At 62.8% G+C, this 19,739-nt stretch carries 18 protein-coding genes and 1 tRNA gene; 9 read left to right on the plus strand and 10 right to left on the minus strand.

Going from position 1 to position 19,739, the window contains the following annotated elements; translation table 11 throughout:
* Positions 1-159 precede the first annotated feature (159 nt).
* Entirely contained in the window at positions 160-1,200 is a 1,041-nt protein-coding gene (locus tag DNK59_RS06355; protein ID WP_110722634.1) for a DMT family transporter, read from the plus strand.
* 295 nt (positions 1,201-1,495) lie between these two features.
* On the plus strand, positions 1,496-1,774 hold the full coding sequence (locus tag DNK59_RS06360) for a hypothetical protein (protein ID WP_110722635.1): 279 nt from the start codon (positions 1,496-1,498) through the stop codon (positions 1,772-1,774).
* A gap of 75 nt (positions 1,775-1,849) precedes the next feature.
* On the opposite strand, the gene DNK59_RS06365 is transcribed toward DNK59_RS06360, so the two are convergent.
* The 5 genes from DNK59_RS06365 to DNK59_RS06385 all read right to left on the minus strand — a co-directional run bounded on the left by DNK59_RS06365 (position 1,850) and on the right by DNK59_RS06385 (position 7,064).
* Entirely contained in the window at positions 1,850-3,004 is a 1,155-nt protein-coding gene (locus DNK59_RS06365) for a Fic family protein (RefSeq protein ID WP_092318742.1), read from the minus strand.
* Between the two features lie 321 nt (positions 3,005-3,325).
* Positions 3,326-3,401 (minus strand) — tRNA-Phe (locus DNK59_RS06370).
* Between the two features lie 104 nt (positions 3,402-3,505).
* On the minus strand, positions 3,506-3,778 hold the full coding sequence (locus DNK59_RS06375; protein ID WP_047301095.1) for an oxidative damage protection protein: 273 nt from the start codon (positions 3,776-3,778) through the stop codon (positions 3,506-3,508).
* Positions 3,775-4,842 (minus strand): A/G-specific adenine glycosylase, encoded by a 1,068-nt coding sequence (gene mutY, locus DNK59_RS06380; protein WP_110722636.1) that lies wholly within the window; start codon positions 4,840-4,842, stop codon positions 3,775-3,777. The genes DNK59_RS06375 and mutY overlap by 4 nt, the downstream gene beginning before the upstream one ends.
* The gene (locus DNK59_RS06385; RefSeq protein WP_110722637.1) at positions 4,839-7,064 is read right to left on the minus strand and encodes an AsmA family protein; all 2,226 of its coding nucleotides are present in this window, start codon (positions 7,062-7,064) and stop codon (positions 4,839-4,841) included. The genes mutY and DNK59_RS06385 overlap by 4 nt, the downstream gene beginning before the upstream one ends.
* A 343-nt stretch (positions 7,065-7,407) precedes the next feature.
* Between DNK59_RS06385 and DNK59_RS06390 the strand changes: the two genes are divergently transcribed.
* The 7 genes from DNK59_RS06390 (at position 7,408) to DNK59_RS06420 (ending at position 13,282) form a co-directional block, all read left to right on the plus strand.
* Positions 7,408-9,069 carry an OFA family MFS transporter gene (locus DNK59_RS06390; RefSeq protein WP_092318747.1) on the plus strand — a complete coding sequence of 554 codons (1,662 nt, stop codon included), beginning with the start codon at positions 7,408-7,410 and terminating at the stop codon, positions 9,067-9,069.
* A 192-nt stretch (positions 9,070-9,261) separates the two neighbouring features.
* On the plus strand, positions 9,262-9,855 hold the full coding sequence (gene hisB / locus DNK59_RS06395) for an imidazoleglycerol-phosphate dehydratase HisB (RefSeq protein WP_011058736.1): 594 nt from the start codon (positions 9,262-9,264) through the stop codon (positions 9,853-9,855).
* Entirely contained in the window at positions 9,855-10,493 is a 639-nt protein-coding gene (gene hisH, locus DNK59_RS06400) for an imidazole glycerol phosphate synthase subunit HisH (RefSeq protein WP_092318749.1), read from the plus strand. The genes hisB and hisH overlap by 1 nt, the downstream gene beginning before the upstream one ends.
* Entirely contained in the window at positions 10,494-10,757 is a 264-nt protein-coding gene (locus DNK59_RS06405; RefSeq protein WP_092318751.1) for a DUF2164 domain-containing protein, read from the plus strand.
* A 93-nt stretch (positions 10,758-10,850) separates the two neighbouring features.
* Positions 10,851-11,600, plus strand: coding sequence for a 1-(5-phosphoribosyl)-5-[(5-phosphoribosylamino)methylideneamino]imidazole-4-carboxamide isomerase (hisA, locus tag DNK59_RS06410; protein WP_092318753.1), 750 nt, complete (start codon positions 10,851-10,853; stop codon positions 11,598-11,600).
* Between the two features lie 92 nt (positions 11,601-11,692).
* Positions 11,693-12,463, plus strand: coding sequence for an imidazole glycerol phosphate synthase subunit HisF (gene hisF / locus DNK59_RS06415; RefSeq protein WP_020299543.1), 771 nt, complete (start codon positions 11,693-11,695; stop codon positions 12,461-12,463).
* A 63-nt stretch (positions 12,464-12,526) separates the two neighbouring features.
* Entirely contained in the window at positions 12,527-13,282 is a 756-nt protein-coding gene (locus DNK59_RS06420) for an ABC transporter substrate-binding protein (RefSeq protein WP_110722638.1), read from the plus strand.
* A gap of 90 nt (positions 13,283-13,372) precedes the next feature.
* Here the strand turns inward: DNK59_RS06420 and DNK59_RS06425 are convergent, their stop codons facing one another.
* The 5 genes from DNK59_RS06425 to gpmI all read right to left on the minus strand — a co-directional run bounded on the left by DNK59_RS06425 (position 13,373) and on the right by gpmI (position 19,713).
* Positions 13,373-14,179 carry a divergent polysaccharide deacetylase family protein gene (locus DNK59_RS06425; RefSeq protein ID WP_110722639.1) on the minus strand — a complete coding sequence of 269 codons (807 nt, stop codon included), beginning with the start codon at positions 14,177-14,179 and terminating at the stop codon, positions 13,373-13,375.
* A 114-nt stretch (positions 14,180-14,293) separates the two neighbouring features.
* Complete coding sequence (locus tag DNK59_RS06430) at positions 14,294-15,604, minus strand: S41 family peptidase (RefSeq protein WP_060842223.1); 1,311 nt, start codon at positions 15,602-15,604, stop codon at positions 14,294-14,296.
* Positions 15,605-15,635: 31 nt separating this feature from the next.
* Positions 15,636-16,922, minus strand: coding sequence for a murein hydrolase activator EnvC (locus DNK59_RS06435; RefSeq protein WP_110722640.1), 1,287 nt, complete (start codon positions 16,920-16,922; stop codon positions 15,636-15,638).
* Positions 16,923-17,084: 162 nt separating this feature from the next.
* Positions 17,085-18,002 (minus strand): DUF1460 domain-containing protein, encoded by a 918-nt coding sequence (locus DNK59_RS06440; RefSeq protein ID WP_110722641.1) that lies wholly within the window; start codon positions 18,000-18,002, stop codon positions 17,085-17,087.
* Positions 18,003-18,171: 169 nt separating this feature from the next.
* Positions 18,172-19,713, minus strand: coding sequence for a 2,3-bisphosphoglycerate-independent phosphoglycerate mutase (gene gpmI, locus DNK59_RS06445; protein WP_110722642.1), 1,542 nt, complete (start codon positions 19,711-19,713; stop codon positions 18,172-18,174).
* Between the last annotated feature and the right edge of the window lie 26 nt (positions 19,714-19,739).

The raw sequence follows: 19,739 nt of genomic DNA on the forward strand, positions 1-19,739 counted from the left end.
CCTGAAAGACCCTGGATCGAATGATCCAGGGTTTTTTCTATTGGCGGGCAGAAAAGGGGGGGGCATGCGCTGGTCCGTTGCAGGGGATTCACATCATTTCCACACGGGCAGCGCCATCATGCACCACCGCATGCCGCGAGCCTGAAAGGCGATCCGAATATGAATCCGAGTGTTCTCTATGCCTTGGCCGCCGCCGCCTTGTTCGGTGCCAGCACGCCCTTGGCCAAGCTGTTGGGGGTGGGTGTTCCGCCGATGCTCCTGGCTGGGGTTTTGTACCTGGGCAGTGGCCTCGGCCTGGCCATTGTTCGTTTCGCTCGGGATCGAGGTTGGCGACGTTCGGGGCTGACGGTGCGCGAGTGGCCATGGCTGATGGGAGCCATCTTCTTTGGCGGCGTGCTGGCACCGGTTGCCCTGATGTTCGGTTTGACACGAACTGCGGGTGCGACGGCCTCGTTGATGCTCAACCTGGAGTCGGTGCTCACGGCGGTGCTGGCGTGGCTGGTGTTCAAGGAGAACGTCGATCGCCGGATCGTCATCGGCATGCTCGCCATCGTGTTGGGCGGAGTCGTCCTGTCATGGCCGCAGCAGCATGCCGCTACTGATGGCTGGCTGGGGCCGCTGGCCGTGGCCTTCGCCTGCCTGTGCTGGGCCATCGATAACAACCTGACCCGCAAGGTCTCGGCGTCCGATGCGTTGTTCATCGCCGGCAGCAAGGGGGTGGTGGCGGGTGTGGTCAATGCCGGCCTGGCGCTGCTGATCGGTGCGCAACTGCCCGCCGTCGCCACGTTGGGGTCGATACTCCTGGTGGGGTTCCTGGGCTATGGCGTGAGCCTGGTGTTGTTCGTCCTGGCCCTGCGAGGGTTGGGCAGTGCGCGCACTGGGGCCTATTTTTCCACGGCGCCCTTTCTTGGCGCGGCGCTGTCGATTCTGATCCTCGGCGAGTCGGTTTCCCTATGGTTCATGGTGGCGGCGGCACTGATGGCCATCGGCGTCTGGATTCACCTGCTGGAGCATCATGCCCACGAGCATCAGCATGAGCCCCTGACGCACAGCCATTGCCACCGGCACGACGAGCACCACCAGCATCAACATGACTTTGAGTGGGACGGTACGGAGCCCCACAGCCACCCTCATGAGCACGCGCCGATCCGGCATAGCCATGCGCACTTTCCCGATGTTCATCATCGGCACCGGCATTGAGTCGGCTGGTTACTTTCAGTCACCAGGTCAGGGCTTGCGCTGACCCGACCTGCTCTTTACTCTGCGCCGGTCGCTGCCAAATCAGCGGCCGGGTGTAGGAGCCCGAGAGTCGCACCGTGCACAGGCGCCCAGTTCTTCTTGGGCGCTTCTTGCTGCCCTGTGTTTTATGGCGGCTGTGCGCGGGCACGCTTCGGCGTGGCCGGGTTGTGCGACCGGTCTCCTACCCCGCGTACAGCTGCCACCCAGCTTGTAGGAGAGCTTGGGGGGGGCTTCCCTAACGCACGGAGCTACATCAATGAACGGATATATCCCTCTTCCGCACACGCCAGCGGACAACCCCGTCCTGCTGATCAATCCCCATGCGCCGCTGGTCGAACTTCTGGCCTGCGCCGATCAGCGCATACGTGCCCTGCACAAGCTGATGAACAGCCTGTCCTGCATGACCGCGCAAACGGCTGACGCCAGCGACCTGTTCCAGATTGCCGACATCGCCTCGCTGTTGCTCGGCGACGGCGTGGCCCTGCTCGATGTGGCCCAGGGGCAGGCGATGGAACGGGCGGATAAGGCCTTCTGATCGGCGCGGGCAGTGCGCGTGGGTACGGCCAGGATCAGTTTGATTCTGGTCGCCCTCGCAGAGCCTGAGGGCCTTTCATGGCGCCTCAAGCGGTGCCGGTATGAACCCTTGTTCGCGGAGCGCCTTGATCATGCCTCTGATGAGGTAGCTGTTGGAGAAACCGATGGTGTATTGCCGGGCCTTGGCGCTGATGGGCAATAGCATGCCTTGGTCCACCAGTTTCTTGATCTGGTAAGTCCTTTGCCCGGCGGTCAGCTTGGGCAGTGCATGGGCGATGTCGCTCGATTTGACAACGCCCGACTTGATCGTTGTGGCCAGTACGGTTTCTTCCGCTGCCGTGATCCATTGCCGATCCCGGGCAAAGGTAATAGCGGGAGCCAGTATGTGCCGGGCCAGGTGGCGATAGTCGGTGAGGCGGTTGACCTTCTCAAGGTCGTCCCTGATGCCCTCCAGAACGTAGGTGCACCAGGTCTCCAGCCCGGCCTTGGTGCCTGGGTCCGCGGTGGCGAGCATGGCGTAGTAACGTTCCCGGTCATTGAAGAAAACAGCTGTGGGGTTGAGTACGCGGCCACCCGTATCGACGTTGAAGCCATATTTCATCAGCTGTGCATAAGTCAGGAGGCGCACCACGCGGCCGTTGCCGTTGCCAAATGGATGAATCCAGGCAAACCGGTGATGGGTCAGGGCCACTTTCATCAGGTCGTATTTGGGCAGGTCCTCCCGATTGACGAACTCCACCAGCTCTTGCATGTAGCTGGGCACCATCAGGGCGTCGGGAGGCAGGTGTGTGGCCTGAGCGATCTGTACGGGCCCCCGGCGATAGGCTCCAGGCGTCTTGTCGCCCTCTCGCTCCAGGTCCTGGACGGTCATCGCATGCAGCTCTCTGATGGTGAGCTCGGTGATGGGTGTTCCCGGGCCAATGGTTTGCTCGATGTAATCCATGGCTTTTTCGATGTTCGCCACTTCGCGTAGCGGGTCGGTGTCCTGGGCTGTGCCTTCCACCTTGCTCTCGATGTAGTCGGCAAGCGTGGTGTGGTTGCCCTCGATGCGCGCCGAGCCCAGGCTTTCCAGGATGTGGAAGATGGATTTCAGCTGATAGAACACCGCAGGAGGCGTATCGCCTTCCAAGCGCAAGCGCCGAAGGTGCTCAAGCTCGCTGAGCACGTCCACCAGATGGGAGTCGAAGGACGGATTTAGCAGCTCAAGGTCGTGATGGAAGAATGCAGGCATTGTCCAAACATCTCGAAGGCCGGAAAAATTATCTATGATTTTTCTGCTGTAGGCCCTGTTCTATAGGGGTTCCGCTCGAATATCAAAAGATGATTATCTCGAAATGGTTCTTCACTTAAGTGAACGCTTGAGAAAAGCCGAAGCGTGATGCGCTGTGTTGGCGGCGTAATGGTCGTGCGGAGGCCTGGTTGTGCAGGAAAAAAGACCGGGGTGTCGAGCGGGGGGGGAGGGAAGGGCTGAATTGCAGGCAACAAAAAACCCGCACTAGGCGGGTTTTCTGGTTGCTTTCACGTGATGCAAACACCACCTGAAAGCTGAAGGTGGTGCCCAGAGACGGAATCGAACCGCCGACACGGGGATTTTCAATCCCCTGCTCTACCGACTGAGCTATCTGGGCAACGGGGCGCATTAAACGGGTTTTTCAGGGGGGCGTCAAGCAAGTTTTGAAAAAAAGTTTAATTATTACCGCCGCTTACGTTCCGCCCCCGATTTTCCGTGGGTTTACTCCGCCGGCGGCACGTAGCCTTCGGCCTTGGCGTATTCCTCGCCGGAGAAAAATTTGTCCATCTCGCCCTGCAGATATTTGCGGTCTTCGGCATTCATCATGTTCAGGCGCTTTTCGTTGATCAGCAGGGTCTGGTGTTTCTGCCAGTCGGCCCAGGCCTTGGCCGAGACGTGTTCGAAAATGTCCTGGCCCTTGGCGCCCGGGTAGGGGGGGCGTTCCAGGCCCGGCAGTTCTTCCTGGTATTTGCGGCACATTACGGTGCGGGTCATGACGACTCTCCTGCATTCAAGACTTCGGCCGCGCGTTTGAGCAGTGTCTTCACCGGAGCGGCAAGGCCCAGGCGCGGCGGGGTGGCGAGGTTATACCAGAGCCAGTCGGCCTCGGCGACGTGCAGCGCCGACTCTTCGACCCGGACCAGCCAGGGCTCGATGGCCAGTTGGAAGTGGCTGAAGGTGTGGACCAGGCCGGGCATCTGCTGTTGCTGGCCCAGTTCCAGGGAGTGCTGCAGCGCCAGGTGCTGGATGTCTTGCAGGTCGTCCAGTTCCGGCAGGCTCCACAAGCCGCCCCAGAGGCCGCTGGAGGGCCGTCGGTAAAGCAGGATGGCGCCTTCGCGGTTGGCCAGCAGCGGCATCAGGGTGCGCTTCTGCGGCACCTCCTTGCGCGGCTTGGGAATCGGGTAGCGGGTTTCCAGGCCGAGCATGTGGGCTTCGCAGTCGCGCTCCAGGGGGCACAGCAGGCAACTGGGCTTGCTTCGGGTGCAGAGGGTCGCCCCCAGGTCCATCATCGCCTGGGTGTAGTGGTTGACCCGGCTATGGGGCGTGAAACGCTCCGCGGCGGCCCACAACTGCTTGGCCACCTTGGGTTCTCCCGGGTAGCCCTCCTGGGCGGTGAAGCGTGCCAGCACCCGTTTGACGTTGCCGTCGAGGATCGGCGCCCGCAGGCCCATGCTGATGCTGGCAATGGCGCCGGCGGTGGACAGGCCGATGCCCGGCAGTTCGGTGAGTTTCTCCACGTCCCTGGGGAACTCACCGCCGTATTCGGCCATGACGATCTTCGCGGTCTTTTGCAGGTTGCGCGCCCGGGTGTAGTAGCCCAGGCCGGTCCACAGGTGCAGCACTTCGTCTTCCGGAGCCTCGGCCAGGGCCTGCACCGTGGGCAGCGAGGCCATGAAGCGGTCAAAGTAGTTGAGCACGGTGCTGACCTGGGTCTGTTGCAGCATGATCTCCGAGACCCACACCCGATACGGGTTGATGTCCTGCTGCCAGGGCAGGTCATGACGGCCGTGGCGGTCGTACCAGTCCAGCACCGCCGTTGAAAACGCCTCGGCTCTCATCGTTTGAACAGCCCCTTGAGCGCGTTTTTCAGTTCCGGGCTGACCTTGTCACCCAGCTTTTCGTCGATTTTCTGCTGCAACCGCTCACCGGCCAGCTTGGCCGCGACCTGGCCCAGGCCGTCCTTGTCCAGGCGGCAGGCCTTGGCCCCCAGCTCCAGCGGGCCACGGCAGCGCAATGGCAGCTCTATGCCGGTAAAGCGTTCGCCCACTTGGCAGGCCGGGTCCGGGTTGTCGCTGAGGTCGCCCTCGACGACGATGCCGACCCGGTAGTCCATGCCCAGTACCCGCAGGTCGATATCGCCATTGCCGTTGACGCTCAGGCCGGGGATGCGCACTTTCAGGTCCGGGTTGCTGGCCACGCCGTTGCGCAGGGTCAGGTTGCCCTTGAGTTCCTGGAACGGGGTGTCCTTGCCCCGCGGGGTGCTGGTGAGGTTTTTGCGGTTGAGCACGGCGATGCCCTGGCACAGCTGCTGTTCGATATTGGCGTTGAGCAGTACGCCGTTGTTGATGACGAAGCTGGCAGTGCCGTTGATGCTGTCGATCAGTGCTTTCTGGCTGTTGCCGCTGCCACTGAGGTTGCTGTTCAGGGTCACCAGGCCTTTGACCGGAGGCGTCTGGCCCTGGCTTTCGAGGATGCGTTCCACCGGCACCCGGTTGATCTTGGTCTGCAGGTTCAACTGCGGTGTGCTCTGGCGCACATCGAGGTTGCCGCTGGCTTCGAAACTGCCGTTGTACAGCTCGCCGCGCAGGCTGGACAGCTTCAGCAGGCCGCCCTGGCCGCTGGCCTTGAGTGCGGCATTTTGAATCGGCAGTTTGTCCAGGGTCAGCTGGCCGAAGCTCAGGTCGGCGTCGATGTCGAGCTTGCTCAGGCGCTCCACCGGTAGCAGTTTTTCGGTGCTCCAGGCGCCCTTGGTCGGCGAGTTGGGCAGCGGCGTGGTGCCGGCGCCGGCCATGGCGTCGGCTTCGCTGCTCTGCACTTCGGCCTTGCGCGCGGTGGCGGCGCTGTTGGCGGCGGCGGACTTGGGCGGCAGGTAGCGGTCGACATTGAAGGTGTCGGCCTTGAGCTGGGCGCGCAGCGATTGCTTGTCGAAGTCCTCGATCGCCAGGCGGCCGTTGAAGCTGCTGTCGTCGAGCTTCAGGTTCAGGTCTTCCAGGGCCAGGCTGCTGGGCGTGCCTTGCAGGCGGCTGACCAGCTCGACCTTGCTCAGGCTGCCCTCGGCCATGGCTGGCAGGGTCTGGCCGATGCTGTCGACGAATTTCGCCAGGTCGAACTGGGCGATGGAAATCCCGCCGCTGATCTGCGGGGTCTTGTCCAGGTCGTTGACCTTCAGTTCGCCCAGGGCGCGCAGCTGGTTGAGGGAGACTTTGAGGCCGGTCCACTGGCCGACGTTGGCGGCCTTGTCCAACAGCAGTTGGCCCTGGGCGGCGAAGGTCACGGTCTTGCCCTGCAACGGATCACCGGTGGCCTCGCCGGACAGGCGCATGTCCTCGAACTGATAGCGCTGCAGGGCGCGGTCGAAGCGCAGTTCGCCATTGAGTTCGGTGCGCACGCGCACAGCGGGCTGGCTGCTGGCGAGGAAGGCGGTGAGCTTGACCGGAGTGTTGCTGGCTTCGTGAATCGGCCCGGTGCTCAGTTGGATGCTTTCGGCGGTGAACTGCTTGTCAGTCTGTTCATCGTTGTATTCAACCCGGGCGTTGTTCACGGTCAGGCTGTCGATGTCCAGGCGGATCGGCTGTGACGACTTGTCCGGGCTGCTGCCGGGCTGGCTTGCTTCGCCAGTGCTGGTGGCCGGGGTCTCGGCCTGCTTGTCGGCCGGCGCGGCCTTGCCGATATCCTGCCAGTTGCCGTGGCCATCCTTGTTGCGGGTCAGGCGCAGGTTCAGGCCTTCGACCCGTACATCGCTCATCTGCACTTCACGGCGCAGCAGCGGCAGGACGCGCACCGACAGGCCGAGCATCTGCAGGTCGGCAAAGGGCTGGGTCGGGTTGGCCAGGGTGGCCACTCCGGCATCGTGCAGTTCCAGGCCGAGCCAGGGGAACAGGCTCCAGCCGATATCGCCATTGAGCGTCAGCTCGATGTGGGCCTTGTCGCGGGCAATCTGGCGAATCTCGTCTTTGTAGTCGTTGGGATCAAACAGGTGGGTCAGGGCGAAGCCCAGAGCCACGATGATCAGCAACAGCCCGAGAATTACCAGACCCAGGATTTTGCCGAACGCTTTCATGGGCGAGTCCTTTGTATGTCGAATTCAAAATTTAGCCGGGGAGTATAGCGCTCTGAACCTGGCGACTGGTCACCCATTGCGGTCAGAGGTTTTTTCGTTTTGGCGGTGCTCTTTTTGCCTCTGGCCCGGCTTTCGGGCAACGCAGTTGCCGGAAAAAAGGTGAGGTCAGTTTGGTTTTTTAATGTGTCGCAAATGGTAACCTCTCGCGGTTCGTCCGTCCTTCCGCGACTTATTGTCGCGTCTGCAAAAAGGCAGCTTTACTCATAAAACGACCGTGCCCATGGGCCAAGGTCGCCGCAGAGGAGTGGCCGATGAACAATTCTAATAATTGGGGGAAACAACCATGAGCTCCAGCATCGCGTCCGCCAGTTCGGGCGCTCAGCCAGCGTTCTTGTCCAAGGAACGCATCATCGCCAAGCCCGGCTTCAACCGCTGGCTGGTTCCACCGGCCGCTCTGGCCATCCACTTGTGCATCGGCATGGCCTACGGCTTCTCGGTGTTCTGGTTGCCGCTGTCCAAGGCGCTGGGCATCAGCGCGCCGGTGGCGTGCGCACCGGACATGGGCTTCATCGCGCAGATCTTTTCGTCCCAGTGCGACTGGCCGATCTCCATGCTCGGCTGGATCTACACCCTGTTCTTCATCTTCCTCGGCTGTTCGGCGGCGATCTGGGGTGGCTGGCTGGAACATGCCGGGCCGCGCAAGGCCGGTGTGGTTTCGGCGCTGTGCTGGTGCGGCGGCCTGTTGATCTCGGCGCTGGGGGTTTATACCCACCAGATCTGGCTGATGTGGATCGGCTCCGGGGTCATCGGCGGTATCGGTCTGGGCCTGGGCTACATCTCTCCGGTATCGACCCTGATCAAGTGGTTCCCGGACAAGCGCGGCATGGCCACCGGCATGGCGATCATGGGGTTCGGCGGCGGCGCCATGGTCGGCGCGCCCCTGGCGGCGGCGCTGATGAGCCACTTCGCCACCCCGACCAGCGTCGGCGTGTGGCAGAGCTTCCTGGTGATGGCCGCGATCTACTTCGTGTTCATGATCGGCGGCGCCCTGGCGTACCGGGTCCCGCCTACCGGCTGGAAGCCTGAAGGCTGGACCGCGCCGGCGAAGAAAGCCGCCAACGCGATGATCACCCACCGCCATGTGCACGTGAACGTGGCCTGGAAGACCCCGCAGTTCCGCCTGGTCTGGCTGGTGCTGTGCCTTAACGTATCGGCGGGTATCGGCATCCTCGGCATGGCTTCGCCGCTGCTGCAGGAAGTGTTCGCCGGCAAGCTGCTGGGCAATGGCCTGACCTTCAGCCAGCTGGATGCCGGGCAACTGGCGCAGATCGCCGCCATCGCGGCTGGCTTCACCGGTCTGTTGAGCCTGTTCAACATCGGCGGGCGGTTCTTCTGGGCGTCGTTCTCCGACTACCTGGGCCGCAAGAACACCTATTTCGTGTTCTTCGCCCTGGGCTTTGCCCTGTACGCGCTGATTCCGAACCTCGGTCACCTGGGCAATATCGCCCTGTTCGTGGCGGCGTTCTGCATCATCCTGTCGATGTACGGCGGTGGTTTCGCCACGGTGCCGGCCTACCTGGCGGACCTGTTCGGCACGCAGATGGTGGGTGCGATCCACGGTCGCCTGCTGACTGCCTGGGCGGCGGCGGGGGTGCTGGGCCCGGTGCTGGTGAACTACCTGCGCGAGTACCAGCTGAGCATCGGCGTCGAGCGCGCCGCGGCCTATGACATCACCCTGTACATCCTCGCCGGCTTGCTGGTGCTGGGCTTCTTGTGCAACCTGCTGGTGCGTCCGGTGGCCGACAAGTACTTCATGACCGACGAGCAACTGGCGGCCGAACAGGCCCTGGGCCACGACAAGGGCGCCGACAGCAGCGTCGTGCTGGAGTGGAAAGCGTCGTCCGCCAGCCTGCCGCTGGTGGTCGCTGCCTGGCTGGTGGTGGGCATTCCGCTGGCCTGGGGCGTGTGGGTGACTCTGCAGAAGACCGCAGTGCTGTTCCATTAAGGGCTTCGCCGGCAAGCCAGCTCCTGCATAGGAGCCGGCTTGCCGGCGAGCGCATCAGCGCTTGTCATGACAGGTACAGCCCCGTGTTTGTTGGCTGGCGCCCGTCAGGATATTGTCCAGCGTGTTTCTGTTTGGCCGCCGTCGGGCCTATACTATTCGCCTTTTTCGCCCAATGATTTTGCGGAGCTGGTGATGGCCGAACGTAAGGCATCTGTCGAGCGCGACACTCTGGAAACCCAGATCAAAGCCTCGATCAACCTGGATGGCACCGGAAAGGCCCGATTCGATATCGGCGTGCCTTTCCTTGAGCACATGCTGGACCAGATCGCCCGGCACGGGCTGATCGACCTGGACATCGAAAGCAAGGGTGACCTGCATATCGACGACCACCACACCGTGGAGGATGTCGGTATCACCCTCGGCCAGGCGTTCAGCAAGGCCATCGGCGACAAGAAGGGCATCCGTCGCTACGGCCACGCCTATGTGCCGCTGGACGAAGCTCTGTCCCGCGTGGTGATCGACTTCTCCGGCCGTCCCGGCCTGCAGATGCACGTACCCTTCACTCGCGCCACCGTCGGCGGTTTCGACGTTGACCTGTTCCAGGAGTTCTTCCAGGGCTTCGTCAACCACGCCAACGTGACCCTGCACATCGACACCCTGCGCGGCACCAACACGCACCACCAGATCGAGACGGTGTTCAAGGCCTTCGGCCGCGCACTGCGCATGGCGGTGGAACTGGACGAGCGCATGGCCGGCCAGATGCCGTCCACCAAGGGCGTGCTGTAATGCAGACCGTCGCCGTTATCGACTACGGCATGGGCAACCTGCACTCGGTGGCCAAGGCCCTGGAGCACGTGGGTGCCGGCAAGGTACTGATCACCAGCGATGCCAGCGTGATTCGCGAAGCCGATCGGGTGGTGTTTCCCGGTGTGGGCGCGATTCGCGACTGCATGGCCGAGATCCGTCGCCTGGGCTTCGACGCCCTGGTACGTGAAGTCAGCCAGGATCGGCCGTTCCTTGGGATCTGCGTGGGCATGCAAGCCTTGCTCGACCACAGCGAAGAGAACGAGGGCGTTGACTGCATCGGCCTGTTTCCCGGCCAGGTGAAGTTCTTCGGCAAGGGCCTGATCGAGGACGGCGAGCACCTGAAGGTGCCGCATATGGGCTGGAACGAGGTGAAGCAGGCAGTGGATCACCCGCTGTGGCACAACATCGCGGACCGGGCGCGCTTCTACTTCGTGCACAGCTACTACATCAATGCCGGCAACGCGCGGCAGGTGGTGGGCAGCGGGCACTACGGGGTGGACTTTGCCGCGGCGCTGGCCGATGGCTCGCGTTTCGCCGTGCAGTTCCACCCGGAGAAGAGCCACACCCACGGCCTGCAGTTGCTGCAGAACTTCGCCGCCTGGGACGGTCGCTGGTAAATGGCGATCAAGAAATCCAAGCCGCCGATCCTGAGCCTCACTGCCGAACAGGAGAGTGAGGCGACGCACAAGATCAAGCGCTTCATGGAGGAGCGCTTCGAGCTCGACCTGGGCTCGTTCGAGGCGGCGGAGATTCTTGAACTCTTTACCCGGGAAATTGCTCCGCACTATTACAACCGGGCGATTTTCGATGTGCAGACCCACCTCAAAGAGAGGTTCGAAAGCATCGAAAGCGACCTATGGGCATTAGAGAAGAGCAGCTGAAAGCTTCAAGCTGCAAGCTGCAAGAAGTAGACACGCGTGCGCGCTTGCAGCTTATGGCTTGCAGCTTGCAGCTCTTTTGACGAAGGAAAAAGCATGCTGATTATTCCCGCTATCGATCTTAAAGACGGTGCCTGTGTACGTCTGCGTCAGGGCCGTATGGAAGATTCCACGGTGTTCTCCGATGATCCGGTGAGCATGGCTGCCAAGTGGGTCGAAGGGGGTTGCCGTCGTCTGCATCTGGTGGACCTGAACGGTGCCTTCGAAGGCCAGCCGGTCAATGGCGAGGTGGTGACCGCGATTGCCAAGCGCTACCCGAACCTGCCGATCCAGATCGGCGGTGGCATCCGTTCCCTGGAAACCATCGAGCACTACGTCAAGGCCGGCGTGAGCTACGTGATCATCGGCACCAAGGCGGTCAAGGAGCCGGAGTTCGTTGCCGAGGCCTGCCGCGCGTTCCCGGGCAAGGTCATCGTCGGCCTGGATGCCAAGGATGGTTTCGTCGCCACCGACGGCTGGGCTGAAGTCAGCAGCGTGCAGGTGATCGACCTGGCCAAGCGCTTCGAAGCCGACGGCGTGTCCGCCATCGTTTATACCGACATCGCCAAAGACGGCATGATGCAGGGCTGCAACGTGCCGTTCACCGCGGCCTTGGCGGCGGCCACCCGAATCCCGGTGATCGCCTCCGGTGGTATCCACAACCTGGGCGACATCAAGGCCCTGCTGGATGCCAAGGCCCCGGGAATCATCGGTGCCATCACCGGCCGTGCGATTTACGAGGGCACGCTGGATGTGGCGGAAGCCCAGGCCTTTTGTGATGGCTACTCGGCCAGCTGCAAGTCATAAGCTGCAAGCGGCAAGTCAAAGCCCGACTGCGATCGGCTCTGACTGGCCGCTTGTTGCTTGCAGCTTGCAACTCTTAATCGGAGATTAAGCCCATGGCCTTAGCCAAACGCATCATCCCTTGCCTGGACGTGGACAACGGCCGGGTGGTCAAGGGCGTCAAGTTCGAGAACATCCGCGATGCCGGCGATCCGGTGGAAATCGCCCGTCGCTACGATGAGCAGGGTGCCGACGAGATCACCTTCCTCGACATCACCGCCAGCGTCGATGGTCGCGATACCACCTTGCATACCGTCGAGCGCATGGCCAGCCAGGTGTTCATCCCGCTGACCGTGGGCGGTGGCGTGCGCACCGTGCAGGACATCCGCAACCTGCTCAATGCCGGTGCGGACAAGGTTTCGATCAACACCGCGGCGGTGTTCAACCCCGAGTTTGTCGGTGAAGCGGCGCAGCACTTTGGTTCTCAATGCATCGTGGTCGCCATCGACGCGAAGAAAGTCTCGGGCCCGGGCGAAACCCCGCGCTGGGAAATCTTCACCCATGGCGGGCGCAAACCCACAGGGCTGGACGCGGTGGAGTGGGCGAAGAAGATGGAAGGCCTGGGCGCCGGCGAGATCCTGCTCACCAGCATGGATCAGGACGGCATGAAAAACGGCTTCGACCTGGGCGTAACCCGGGCCATCAGCGATGCCCTGGGAATCCCGGTCATCGCCTCCGGCGGCGTCGGCAACCTCCAGCATCTGGCCGACGGCATCCTCGAAGGCCACGCCAGCGCGGTGCTGGCGGCGAGTATTTTCCACTTCGGCGAATACACGGTTCCCGAGGCCAAGGCCTACATGGCGCAGCGCGGGATCGTGGTGCGATAGCCACTGGACAGCATGGCGTGCTCGCGGCACTCTTGAGCACGCCATGGATTCTGGTAACCCGTCATGTTCAAACGTCTTCTTGTGGTTGTCGCCAGCGCGACCTTGCTCCTGAGCACGCTGGCCCGCGCCGCTGAACCCGCCGACACCTCCCTGGTGCTGCTGACGGAAAACTTCCCTCCCTACAACATGGCCAAGAACGGCAAGAACTTCGCGCAAGGCGAGAACATCGACGGCATCGCCGTGGATATCGTCCGCGAAATGTTCAAGCGCGCCGGGATCAATTACAGCCTGACCCTGCGTTTCCCTTGGGAGCGCATCTACAAAATGGCCCTGGAGCAACCGGGTTATGGGGTGTTCGTCATGGCCCGGCTGCCGGAGCGCGAGCCACTGTTCAAGTGGGTCGGTCCCATCGGTCCGGATGACTGGATCATGCTGGCCAAGGCCGGCAGCAAGATCACCCTCGAATCCCTGGAGCAGGCGCGCAAATACAAGATCGGCGCCTACAAGGGTGATGCCATCGCCGAGACGCTGACCAAGCAGGGCCTGGCCCCCCAAGTGGTGCTGCGGGACCAGGACAACGCCAAAAAGCTGGTGGCGGGCCAGATCGACCTCTGGGCCACTGGCGACCCGGCCGGTCGTTACCTGGCCAAGCAGGAAGGCATCAACGGCCTCAAGACCGTGCTGCGCTTCAACAGCGCCGAGCTTTACCTGGCCTTGAACAAGGACGTGTCCGATGAGGTGGTGGCCAAGCTCCAGGCGGCCCTGGACGCGATGCGCGCCGAGGGCCTGGTGGAAGAAATCATGGGCCGTTATCTCTAGATCAGCGGCAAGTTGCAAGCAGCAAGCTACAAGTAGCAGCAGGTCGGCGGCGCTTTGGCTTTGGCTTGCAGCTTGAGGCTTGCCGCTGCCCTATCTGTACCTGCCGTTCTTGCCATGCCCGGCCATGGCTTCGTTGCTGCGCAGGCTGATCATCGACTTGATATCGATCCACTCGATGCCCTGGGCCTTGAGCTTGGGTAGTTCGCGTTCGAGCACCGCCAGGGTCTGTGGATAAGGGTGGCCGATCATTACCGCCGAGCCCTGTTTGTGCGCGAGCTTGATCGCGGTCTGCAACTGTTGGCTGATGGCCGCTTCAGTCCGCTCGTCGTCCAGGAAGACATCCCGGGAAACGCTGGCCAGGCCGATTTTCTGCGCTTGGGCGGCGGCGACGGTCTGGGCGCTGGTGCGGCTGTCGACGAAGAACTTGTGGCGTCGCTGCAAGTCGGCCATCAGCCAGGCCATGGCTTGCGGTTGGGCGGTCATGCGGCTGCCCATGTGGTTGTTGATGCCGCTGGTGTAGGGCACGGCCTGGAAGGCGGCGTCCAGGCGCTTTTGCAGCTCTTCGATGGGCAGCTCGGGGTGCCAGGCGAAGGGGCCGGTGGCCGGGTCCATGGGCATGTGCAGGATGACGATCTTGCCGGCGCTATGAGCCTCGCGGGCGAATTCGGCGGCATGGGGCGTGTCGGGCATGATCGCCGTGGTCACCGGGCCGGGCAGGGCCAGCACGCGGCGGTCGCGAGGCAGGTTCTGGCCGAGGTCGTCGATGATCAGGCTCAGGTAGGCCTTTGGCGCGCTGGCGCTGGGTTCGGCGGCTTGGGGGGCCAGGGGCAAGAGGCTCAGCAGGGCCAGCAGCGTGGTGCGGAGCGAGGGGAACAGAGGTAAGCGGCGGGAAATCATGGGGATCGGAGTCGGGCCTTCAAGGGATGGGCGCCCTGGCGGGCGCTTCGCTGGCAAGCCAGCTCCTACACAAGCCGGCTCCTGTAGGAGCCGGCTTGCCGGCGAAGGGTTCAATCACTTGCCGCGGGTGATGCTCAGCCCTTTGAGCAGGCTCAGGGCCTGGGCCAGCTGGTAGTCGTCATCCTGCGGCATCGGCTTGGCCTTGCTGGCCGAACCGCTCGGCTTGTCGGCGCCGCCGTTGCCGTTGCCCAGGTGACCCTGCAGGTCGGCTTCCTTGAAGTACTCGCCGTCCTGGGCCTCGCTGGTGATCTTGGCGCGGCGCACTTCGATGTCCGGAACGATGCCCTGGGCCTGGATCGAACGCCCGTTGGGGGTGAAGTACAGGGCGGTGGTGATCTTCAGCGCGCGGTCGTTGTTCAGCGGCAGCACAGTCTGCACCGAGCCCTTGCCGAAGCTGGTGGTGCCCATCAGCACCGCGCGTTTCTGGTCCTGCAGGGCGCCGGCGACGATTTCCGAAGCCGAGGCGCTGCCGCCGTTGATCAGCACCACCATCGGCACGGCTTCGCTTTCGTCCTTGCCGGTGGCGGAGAAGCGCAGCTCGGAGTTGGCGATACGGCCCTTGGTGTAGACGATCAGGCCCTTGGTGATGAAGTGGTCGACCACTTCCACCGCCGCCTGCAGCACGCCGCCCGGGTTGTTGCGCAGGTCGAGGATGATGCCGTTGAGCTTCTTGCCGTTGTCCTTGCGCAGCTTGGCCAGGGCCTTGGAGACTTCCTCGCCGGTCTTGACTTGGAACTGGGTGATGCGGATGTAGCCGTAGCCCGACTCCAGCAGCTGGCTCTTCACGCTCTTCACCTGGATGGTGGCGCGGGCCAGGGTCACGTCGAATGGCGTACCGCCGTCGCGCACCAGGGTCAGGGTGATTTTCTGGCCGATCTTGCCGCGCATCTTGTCCACGGCTTCGGTCATGGTCTGGCCGCGGGTCGGCTGGCCGTTGATCTTGACGATCAGGTCGCCGGCCTGGATCCCGGCCTTGGAGGCCGGGGTGTCGTCAATCGGCGACACCACTTTGATAAAGCCGTCTTCGGCACCGACTTCAATGCCCAGGCCACCGAATTCGCCGCTGGTGCTTTCCTGCAGCTCGGCGAAGTCTTCCGGGCCCAAATAGGCCGAGTGTGGGTCGAGGTTGCTGAGCATGCCCTTGATGGCATTCTCCAGCAGGGTCTTGTCGTCCACGGGTTCGACATAGGCTGCCTTGATCCGGTCCATGACCTCGGCAAAGGTGCGCAGTTCTTCCAGCGGCAAAGGCGCCTTGGTGGTCGCGGCGGTCGCTGATTGAGCGGTTTCGGCGGCAAACGCCAGAGGCGCTCCGATCACCAGGGCGATCGTCAGGGCCAGCGAGGTAAGGCGGGACAAATGCAGCATGTCGAACGAACTCCTAATTTAGATGCGGCGCTTATCCTTGCGCGTGGCACCACTGTGCCGGGTCGCTGGGGCGGCCCTGCTGACGAATTGCAAAGTACAGCGCAGGAGTGTCCTGTCCGCCACTATTACCCACGGTGGAGATGGACTCTCCGGCCTTGACCACATCACCGGCTTCCTTGAGCAGGGTCTGGTTGTGCCCGTAGAGACTCAGGTAGCCGTTGCCGTGATCGAGGATCACCAGCAGGCCGGCGCCGCGCAGCCAGTCGGCGAACACCACCCGGCCACCGTGCACGGCGTGCACCTGGCTGCCGGCGGCGGCGCTGATCATCACCCCGTCCCACTTGGAGCGGGAGTCGTCGCCTCGGGTTTCACCAAAGCGCGCCAGCAATCGACCATCAACCGGCCATGGAAGTTTTCCCCGGGCCGCGGCAAATGCTCCGCCAAAGGATGGGCCGGCGCTGGAAACCAGGGCGCCAGGGCTTGATCTTGCGGGCTTGCGCGGCGCGTCGCTGGCTTCGGTCTGGGCCTCACGCAAACGCTTTTTTTCGGCTTCCTGCTGGGCGATCAGCGCTTTCTGGCGCGCTTCCTCTGCCTCGCGGGCCTGGCGGGCCAGGGTTTCTTCAATGGTTTTGAGGACCTTGGCCAGGTCGGCGTGGTCCTGTTCGCGGGCCTTGAGCTTGTCGTCCCGGGCCTTCACGTCGTCATTGAGCTTGGCCAGCGCCAGTTGCCGCTCCTTGCGCACCTTGTCGAGTTCTTCGCGCTGGGTATCGAGGCTGCTTTTCTGCACCAGCAACTGGGCCTGCTGCAGGGAAATGTCCTTTTCCACATTGGCCAGCTGGCGCAGGGTTTCGTTGAAGTTCTTCAACTGCTCCAGGCGCGCCTGGCTCAGGTAGTCGTAGTAGGTCAGGGTGCGGGCGAATTTTTCCGGATTCTGCTGGTTGAGCAGCAGCTTGAGGTATTCCTGGCGCCCGTTCTGGTAGGCCGCGCGGGCCTGGATGGCGATCAGTCGCTGTTGTTCAGTGCGCGCGCTCTGGAGTTTTTTTTTCTCCTCATCGAGTCGCTGCAGCTCGGCTTCGCTTTTCTTCAGCTCTTTCTGCAGGGCTTCGACCTGCTTTTCCAGCTTGCCCATTTCGGTTTCGGTGCCGCGCAGTTCTTTCTGCACCCCGGATTTTTCTTCCTGCAGCTTGCCCAGCAGTTTCTTCAGCTCGGCAATGTCCTGACGCGTGGCGTCCAACTGTTGTTGGGTTTGCGCGCGCTCATCGGCAAAAGCCGGTTGGAGCAGGCAGATCAGAGCAAGGGTAATCAGGGCGCGAAGCATAGAGGCGGGCGACACCAGGGAAAGGGACGGCCTAGTATGCCCGCCCATCGCGGCAAAAAAAACGCCTCAAAGCCAACTGCTTTGCGGCGTTCGTCATAAAAAGCCGTTTCCGGGCGGTTATTGGGCCATTTGCTATCAGCACGCCGCCGATTTCCGGCGTGATCAGCCAGGCGCTTGTGAGTGAGATGGATGCTGCGGCGCCTGAGCGCTGCGCTCCGAGGCCGATGCATGACCTGACAGGTCGGTTTGCCGGGCGCGCAGGACCACGATTCCCGGGACAGCGCGGACGTATTCCATGAACGGCGAGTCGATCACCACGCGCTGGTTCTGCTTCGAGGACGCATTGCGCAGGACGGGCCCCCGGGCGGTTCTGATGAACAACCCGGTGTGGGTGACGTCCAGGCCCGAGAGCGGGGTGTAGATACCGATGTAGTCGCCGGTGCGCAGGTGGCTGAGCACATGCTGGTCAATCCGCGCGCTGGGAATGTAGGTGATGTCGCGTTCGGCCACGGGCAGGCCCGACAGGTAATGGCCGCCATCGGCCTTCTGATTGAGGTGCTTGGCGACGGTCACCGCATCGGCCCCCAGCAGGGCGGTGACGTCATCGGCCAGGGGCTGTCCGGCCTGGGCCCAGTCGCTGAAGAAGTGGCGGCGGTTGAGGAAGTTGATATCGCCGTTGACGTAGCGAATCTGCACCAGGTTGTTGAGGAAGCCGGCTTCATCGTGGGACTGGCGCAATGCCTCGACGTAATCCAGGTAGGTGAAGCAGTCCAGGCCTCTGAAGTCCACCACCAGTTTCTCGGCCTGGGTTGCAGAGCCTTGCAGCTTGTTCGGCGCATAAGGGGTGTGCAGGAACTCCCGCGAGATCAGGTCGTTCATCTGCCCGATGTCGCCAGCCTGCTGCGGGGGCTTGATCTCCAACAGCGCGCGCAATTTGTCGGCGGTCAGCGGATCCATGGCCACCCGGGTGTGCTGCTGTTCCAGCGTACTGACCCTGGGATCTGCCGACTGTTGAGCAGGGGCCTGGCTTGCGCAGCCTGACAGGAGGGAGGCTAGAAGCAGCGTAGCCGTCTTGTGCATGGGGATTCTCTCTGCGGGCATTTCTGATAACGATAATCATTATTCAGTAAGTGGCAGGTGTTTTTCTGGTGCCGCTGCCAGGATCTTGCGCCTTGAGCATGGCAAGGCCGCAATGAAAAACGCCCGATGGACTGCATCGGGCGTTTTCATGCAACGGCGATCTGGCGGTTTAGTGCGCGGGGTCGACCAGGATCGAGGTGCCGGTCATTTCCTCGGGCTGAGGCAGATCCAGCAGCTTGAGCATGGTGGGCGCCACATCCGCCAGCACCCCGCCTTCGCGGACTTTCAGGGCGCGCTTGCCGTAATAGATGAAGGGCACCGGCTCGGTGGTGTGGGCAGTGTGGGCCTGGCCGGTGGAGGCATCGGACATCTGCTCGACGTTGCCGTGGTCCGCAGTGATCAGGGCTTCGCCTCCCACCTTTTCCAGGGCATCGACGATGCGCCCGACGCACAGGTCCAGGCATTCCACGGCTTTCACCGCGGCGGCGAACACACCGCTGTGGCCGACCATGTCGCCGTTGGCGTAGTTGACGATGATCACGTCGTAACGCAGGTTTTCGATGGCGTCGACGATCTTGTCGGTAACTTCCGGAGCGCTCATTTCCGGCTGCAGGTCGTAGGTGGCGACTTTCGGCGACGGGATCAGGATGCGCTCCTCCCCCGGGAACGGCTCTTCACGGCCACCGGAGAAGAAGAAGGTCACGTGGGCGTACTTTTCGGTTTCGGCGATGCGCAGCTGGGTCTTGCCGTTTTTCGCCAAATAGTCGCCCAGTACGTTTTCCAGGCTGCCCGGAGCAAAGGCTGCCGGCGCGGGGATGCTGGCGGCGTACTGGGTGAGCATGACGAAGCCGGCCAGCTTGGGCTGGCGCGGGCGCTCGAATTCCTTGAAGTCGTCCTCGACGAAGACCCGGGTCAGCTCGCGGGCACGGTCGGCGCGGAAGTTCATGAACACCACGGCGTCGCTGTCTTCGACCTTGACCGGCTCGCCGATGGTGGTGGCCTTGACGAATTCGTCGCTCTCTTCACGGGCGTAGGCCGCTTGCAGGCCTTCCTGGGCGGTGGCGGCATTGAACTGGCCCTGGCCGTCGACGATCAGGTTGTAGGCCTGGGCCACGCGGTCCCAGCGATTGTCACGGTCCATGGCGAAGTAGCGGCCGATCAGGCTGGCGATGCGGCCCTTGCCCAGGGTCCTGAAGCTCTCGTCCAGCAGTTCGATGAACGACTGGGCGCTTTTCGGCGGGGTGTCGCGACCGTCGAGGAAGGCGTGCAGGTAGATCTTCTCGGCGCCGCGCTTGAAGGCCAGTTCGGCCATGGCGATCAGGTGATCCTGGTGGCTGTGCACGCCGCCGTCCGACAGCAGGCCGAGGATATGCACGGCCTTGCCGGCGGCCACGGCCTTGTCCACGGCGGCGCAAATGGTTGGGTTGTCGAAGAACTCGCCGTCACGGATGGCCTTGGTCACCCGGGTGAAGTCCTGATACACCACGCGACCGGCACCCAGGTTCATGTGGCCGACCTCGGAGTTGCCCATCTGCCCATCCGGCAGGCCGACGTCCATGCCCGAACCCGAGATCAGGCCGTTGGGCATGCTGGCGCACAAGCGGTCCAGGACCGGCTTCTTGGCCGCATAGACGGCGTTGGATTCGTGGCTCTCGCTGTGACCGAAGCCATCCAGAATCATCAGGACCAAAGGTTTAGGCGTGGTAGTCATGGCGTCCACTCGTGGCTGGATAGGAA

Source organism: Pseudomonas sp. TKO26, from assembly GCF_003225665.1.
Lineage (GTDB): Bacteria > Pseudomonadota > Gammaproteobacteria > Pseudomonadales > Pseudomonadaceae > Aquipseudomonas > Aquipseudomonas saponiphila.

Coding starts and splice junctions, on each gene's coding strand:
- DNK59_RS06355 (WP_110722634.1), top strand. CDS start 160: ATGAATCCGAGTGTTCTCTATGCCTTGGCCGCCGCCGCCTTGTTCGGT.
- DNK59_RS06360 (WP_110722635.1), top strand. CDS start 1,496: ATGAACGGATATATCCCTCTTCCGCACACGCCAGCGGACAACCCCGTC.
- DNK59_RS06365 (WP_092318742.1), bottom strand. CDS start 3,004: ATGCCTGCATTCTTCCATCACGACCTTGAGCTGCTAAATCCGTCCTTC.
- DNK59_RS06375 (WP_047301095.1), bottom strand. CDS start 3,778: ATGACCCGCACCGTAATGTGCCGCAAATACCAGGAAGAACTGCCGGGC.
- mutY (WP_110722636.1), bottom strand. CDS start 4,842: ATGAGAGCCGAGGCGTTTTCAACGGCGGTGCTGGACTGGTACGACCGC.
- DNK59_RS06385 (WP_110722637.1), bottom strand. CDS start 7,064: ATGAAAGCGTTCGGCAAAATCCTGGGTCTGGTAATTCTCGGGCTGTTG.
- DNK59_RS06390 (WP_092318747.1), top strand. CDS start 7,408: ATGAGCTCCAGCATCGCGTCCGCCAGTTCGGGCGCTCAGCCAGCGTTC.
- hisB (WP_011058736.1), top strand. CDS start 9,262: ATGGCCGAACGTAAGGCATCTGTCGAGCGCGACACTCTGGAAACCCAG.
- hisH (WP_092318749.1), top strand. CDS start 9,855: ATGCAGACCGTCGCCGTTATCGACTACGGCATGGGCAACCTGCACTCG.
- DNK59_RS06405 (WP_092318751.1), top strand. CDS start 10,494: ATGGCGATCAAGAAATCCAAGCCGCCGATCCTGAGCCTCACTGCCGAA.
- hisA (WP_092318753.1), top strand. CDS start 10,851: ATGCTGATTATTCCCGCTATCGATCTTAAAGACGGTGCCTGTGTACGT.
- hisF (WP_020299543.1), top strand. CDS start 11,693: ATGGCCTTAGCCAAACGCATCATCCCTTGCCTGGACGTGGACAACGGC.
- DNK59_RS06420 (WP_110722638.1), top strand. CDS start 12,527: ATGTTCAAACGTCTTCTTGTGGTTGTCGCCAGCGCGACCTTGCTCCTG.
- DNK59_RS06425 (WP_110722639.1), bottom strand. CDS start 14,179: ATGATTTCCCGCCGCTTACCTCTGTTCCCCTCGCTCCGCACCACGCTG.
- DNK59_RS06430 (WP_060842223.1), bottom strand. CDS start 15,604: ATGCTGCATTTGTCCCGCCTTACCTCGCTGGCCCTGACGATCGCCCTG.
- DNK59_RS06435 (WP_110722640.1), bottom strand. CDS start 16,922: ATGCTTCGCGCCCTGATTACCCTTGCTCTGATCTGCCTGCTCCAACCG.
- DNK59_RS06440 (WP_110722641.1), bottom strand. CDS start 18,002: ATGCACAAGACGGCTACGCTGCTTCTAGCCTCCCTCCTGTCAGGCTGC.
- gpmI (WP_110722642.1), bottom strand. CDS start 19,713: ATGACTACCACGCCTAAACCTTTGGTCCTGATGATTCTGGATGGCTTC.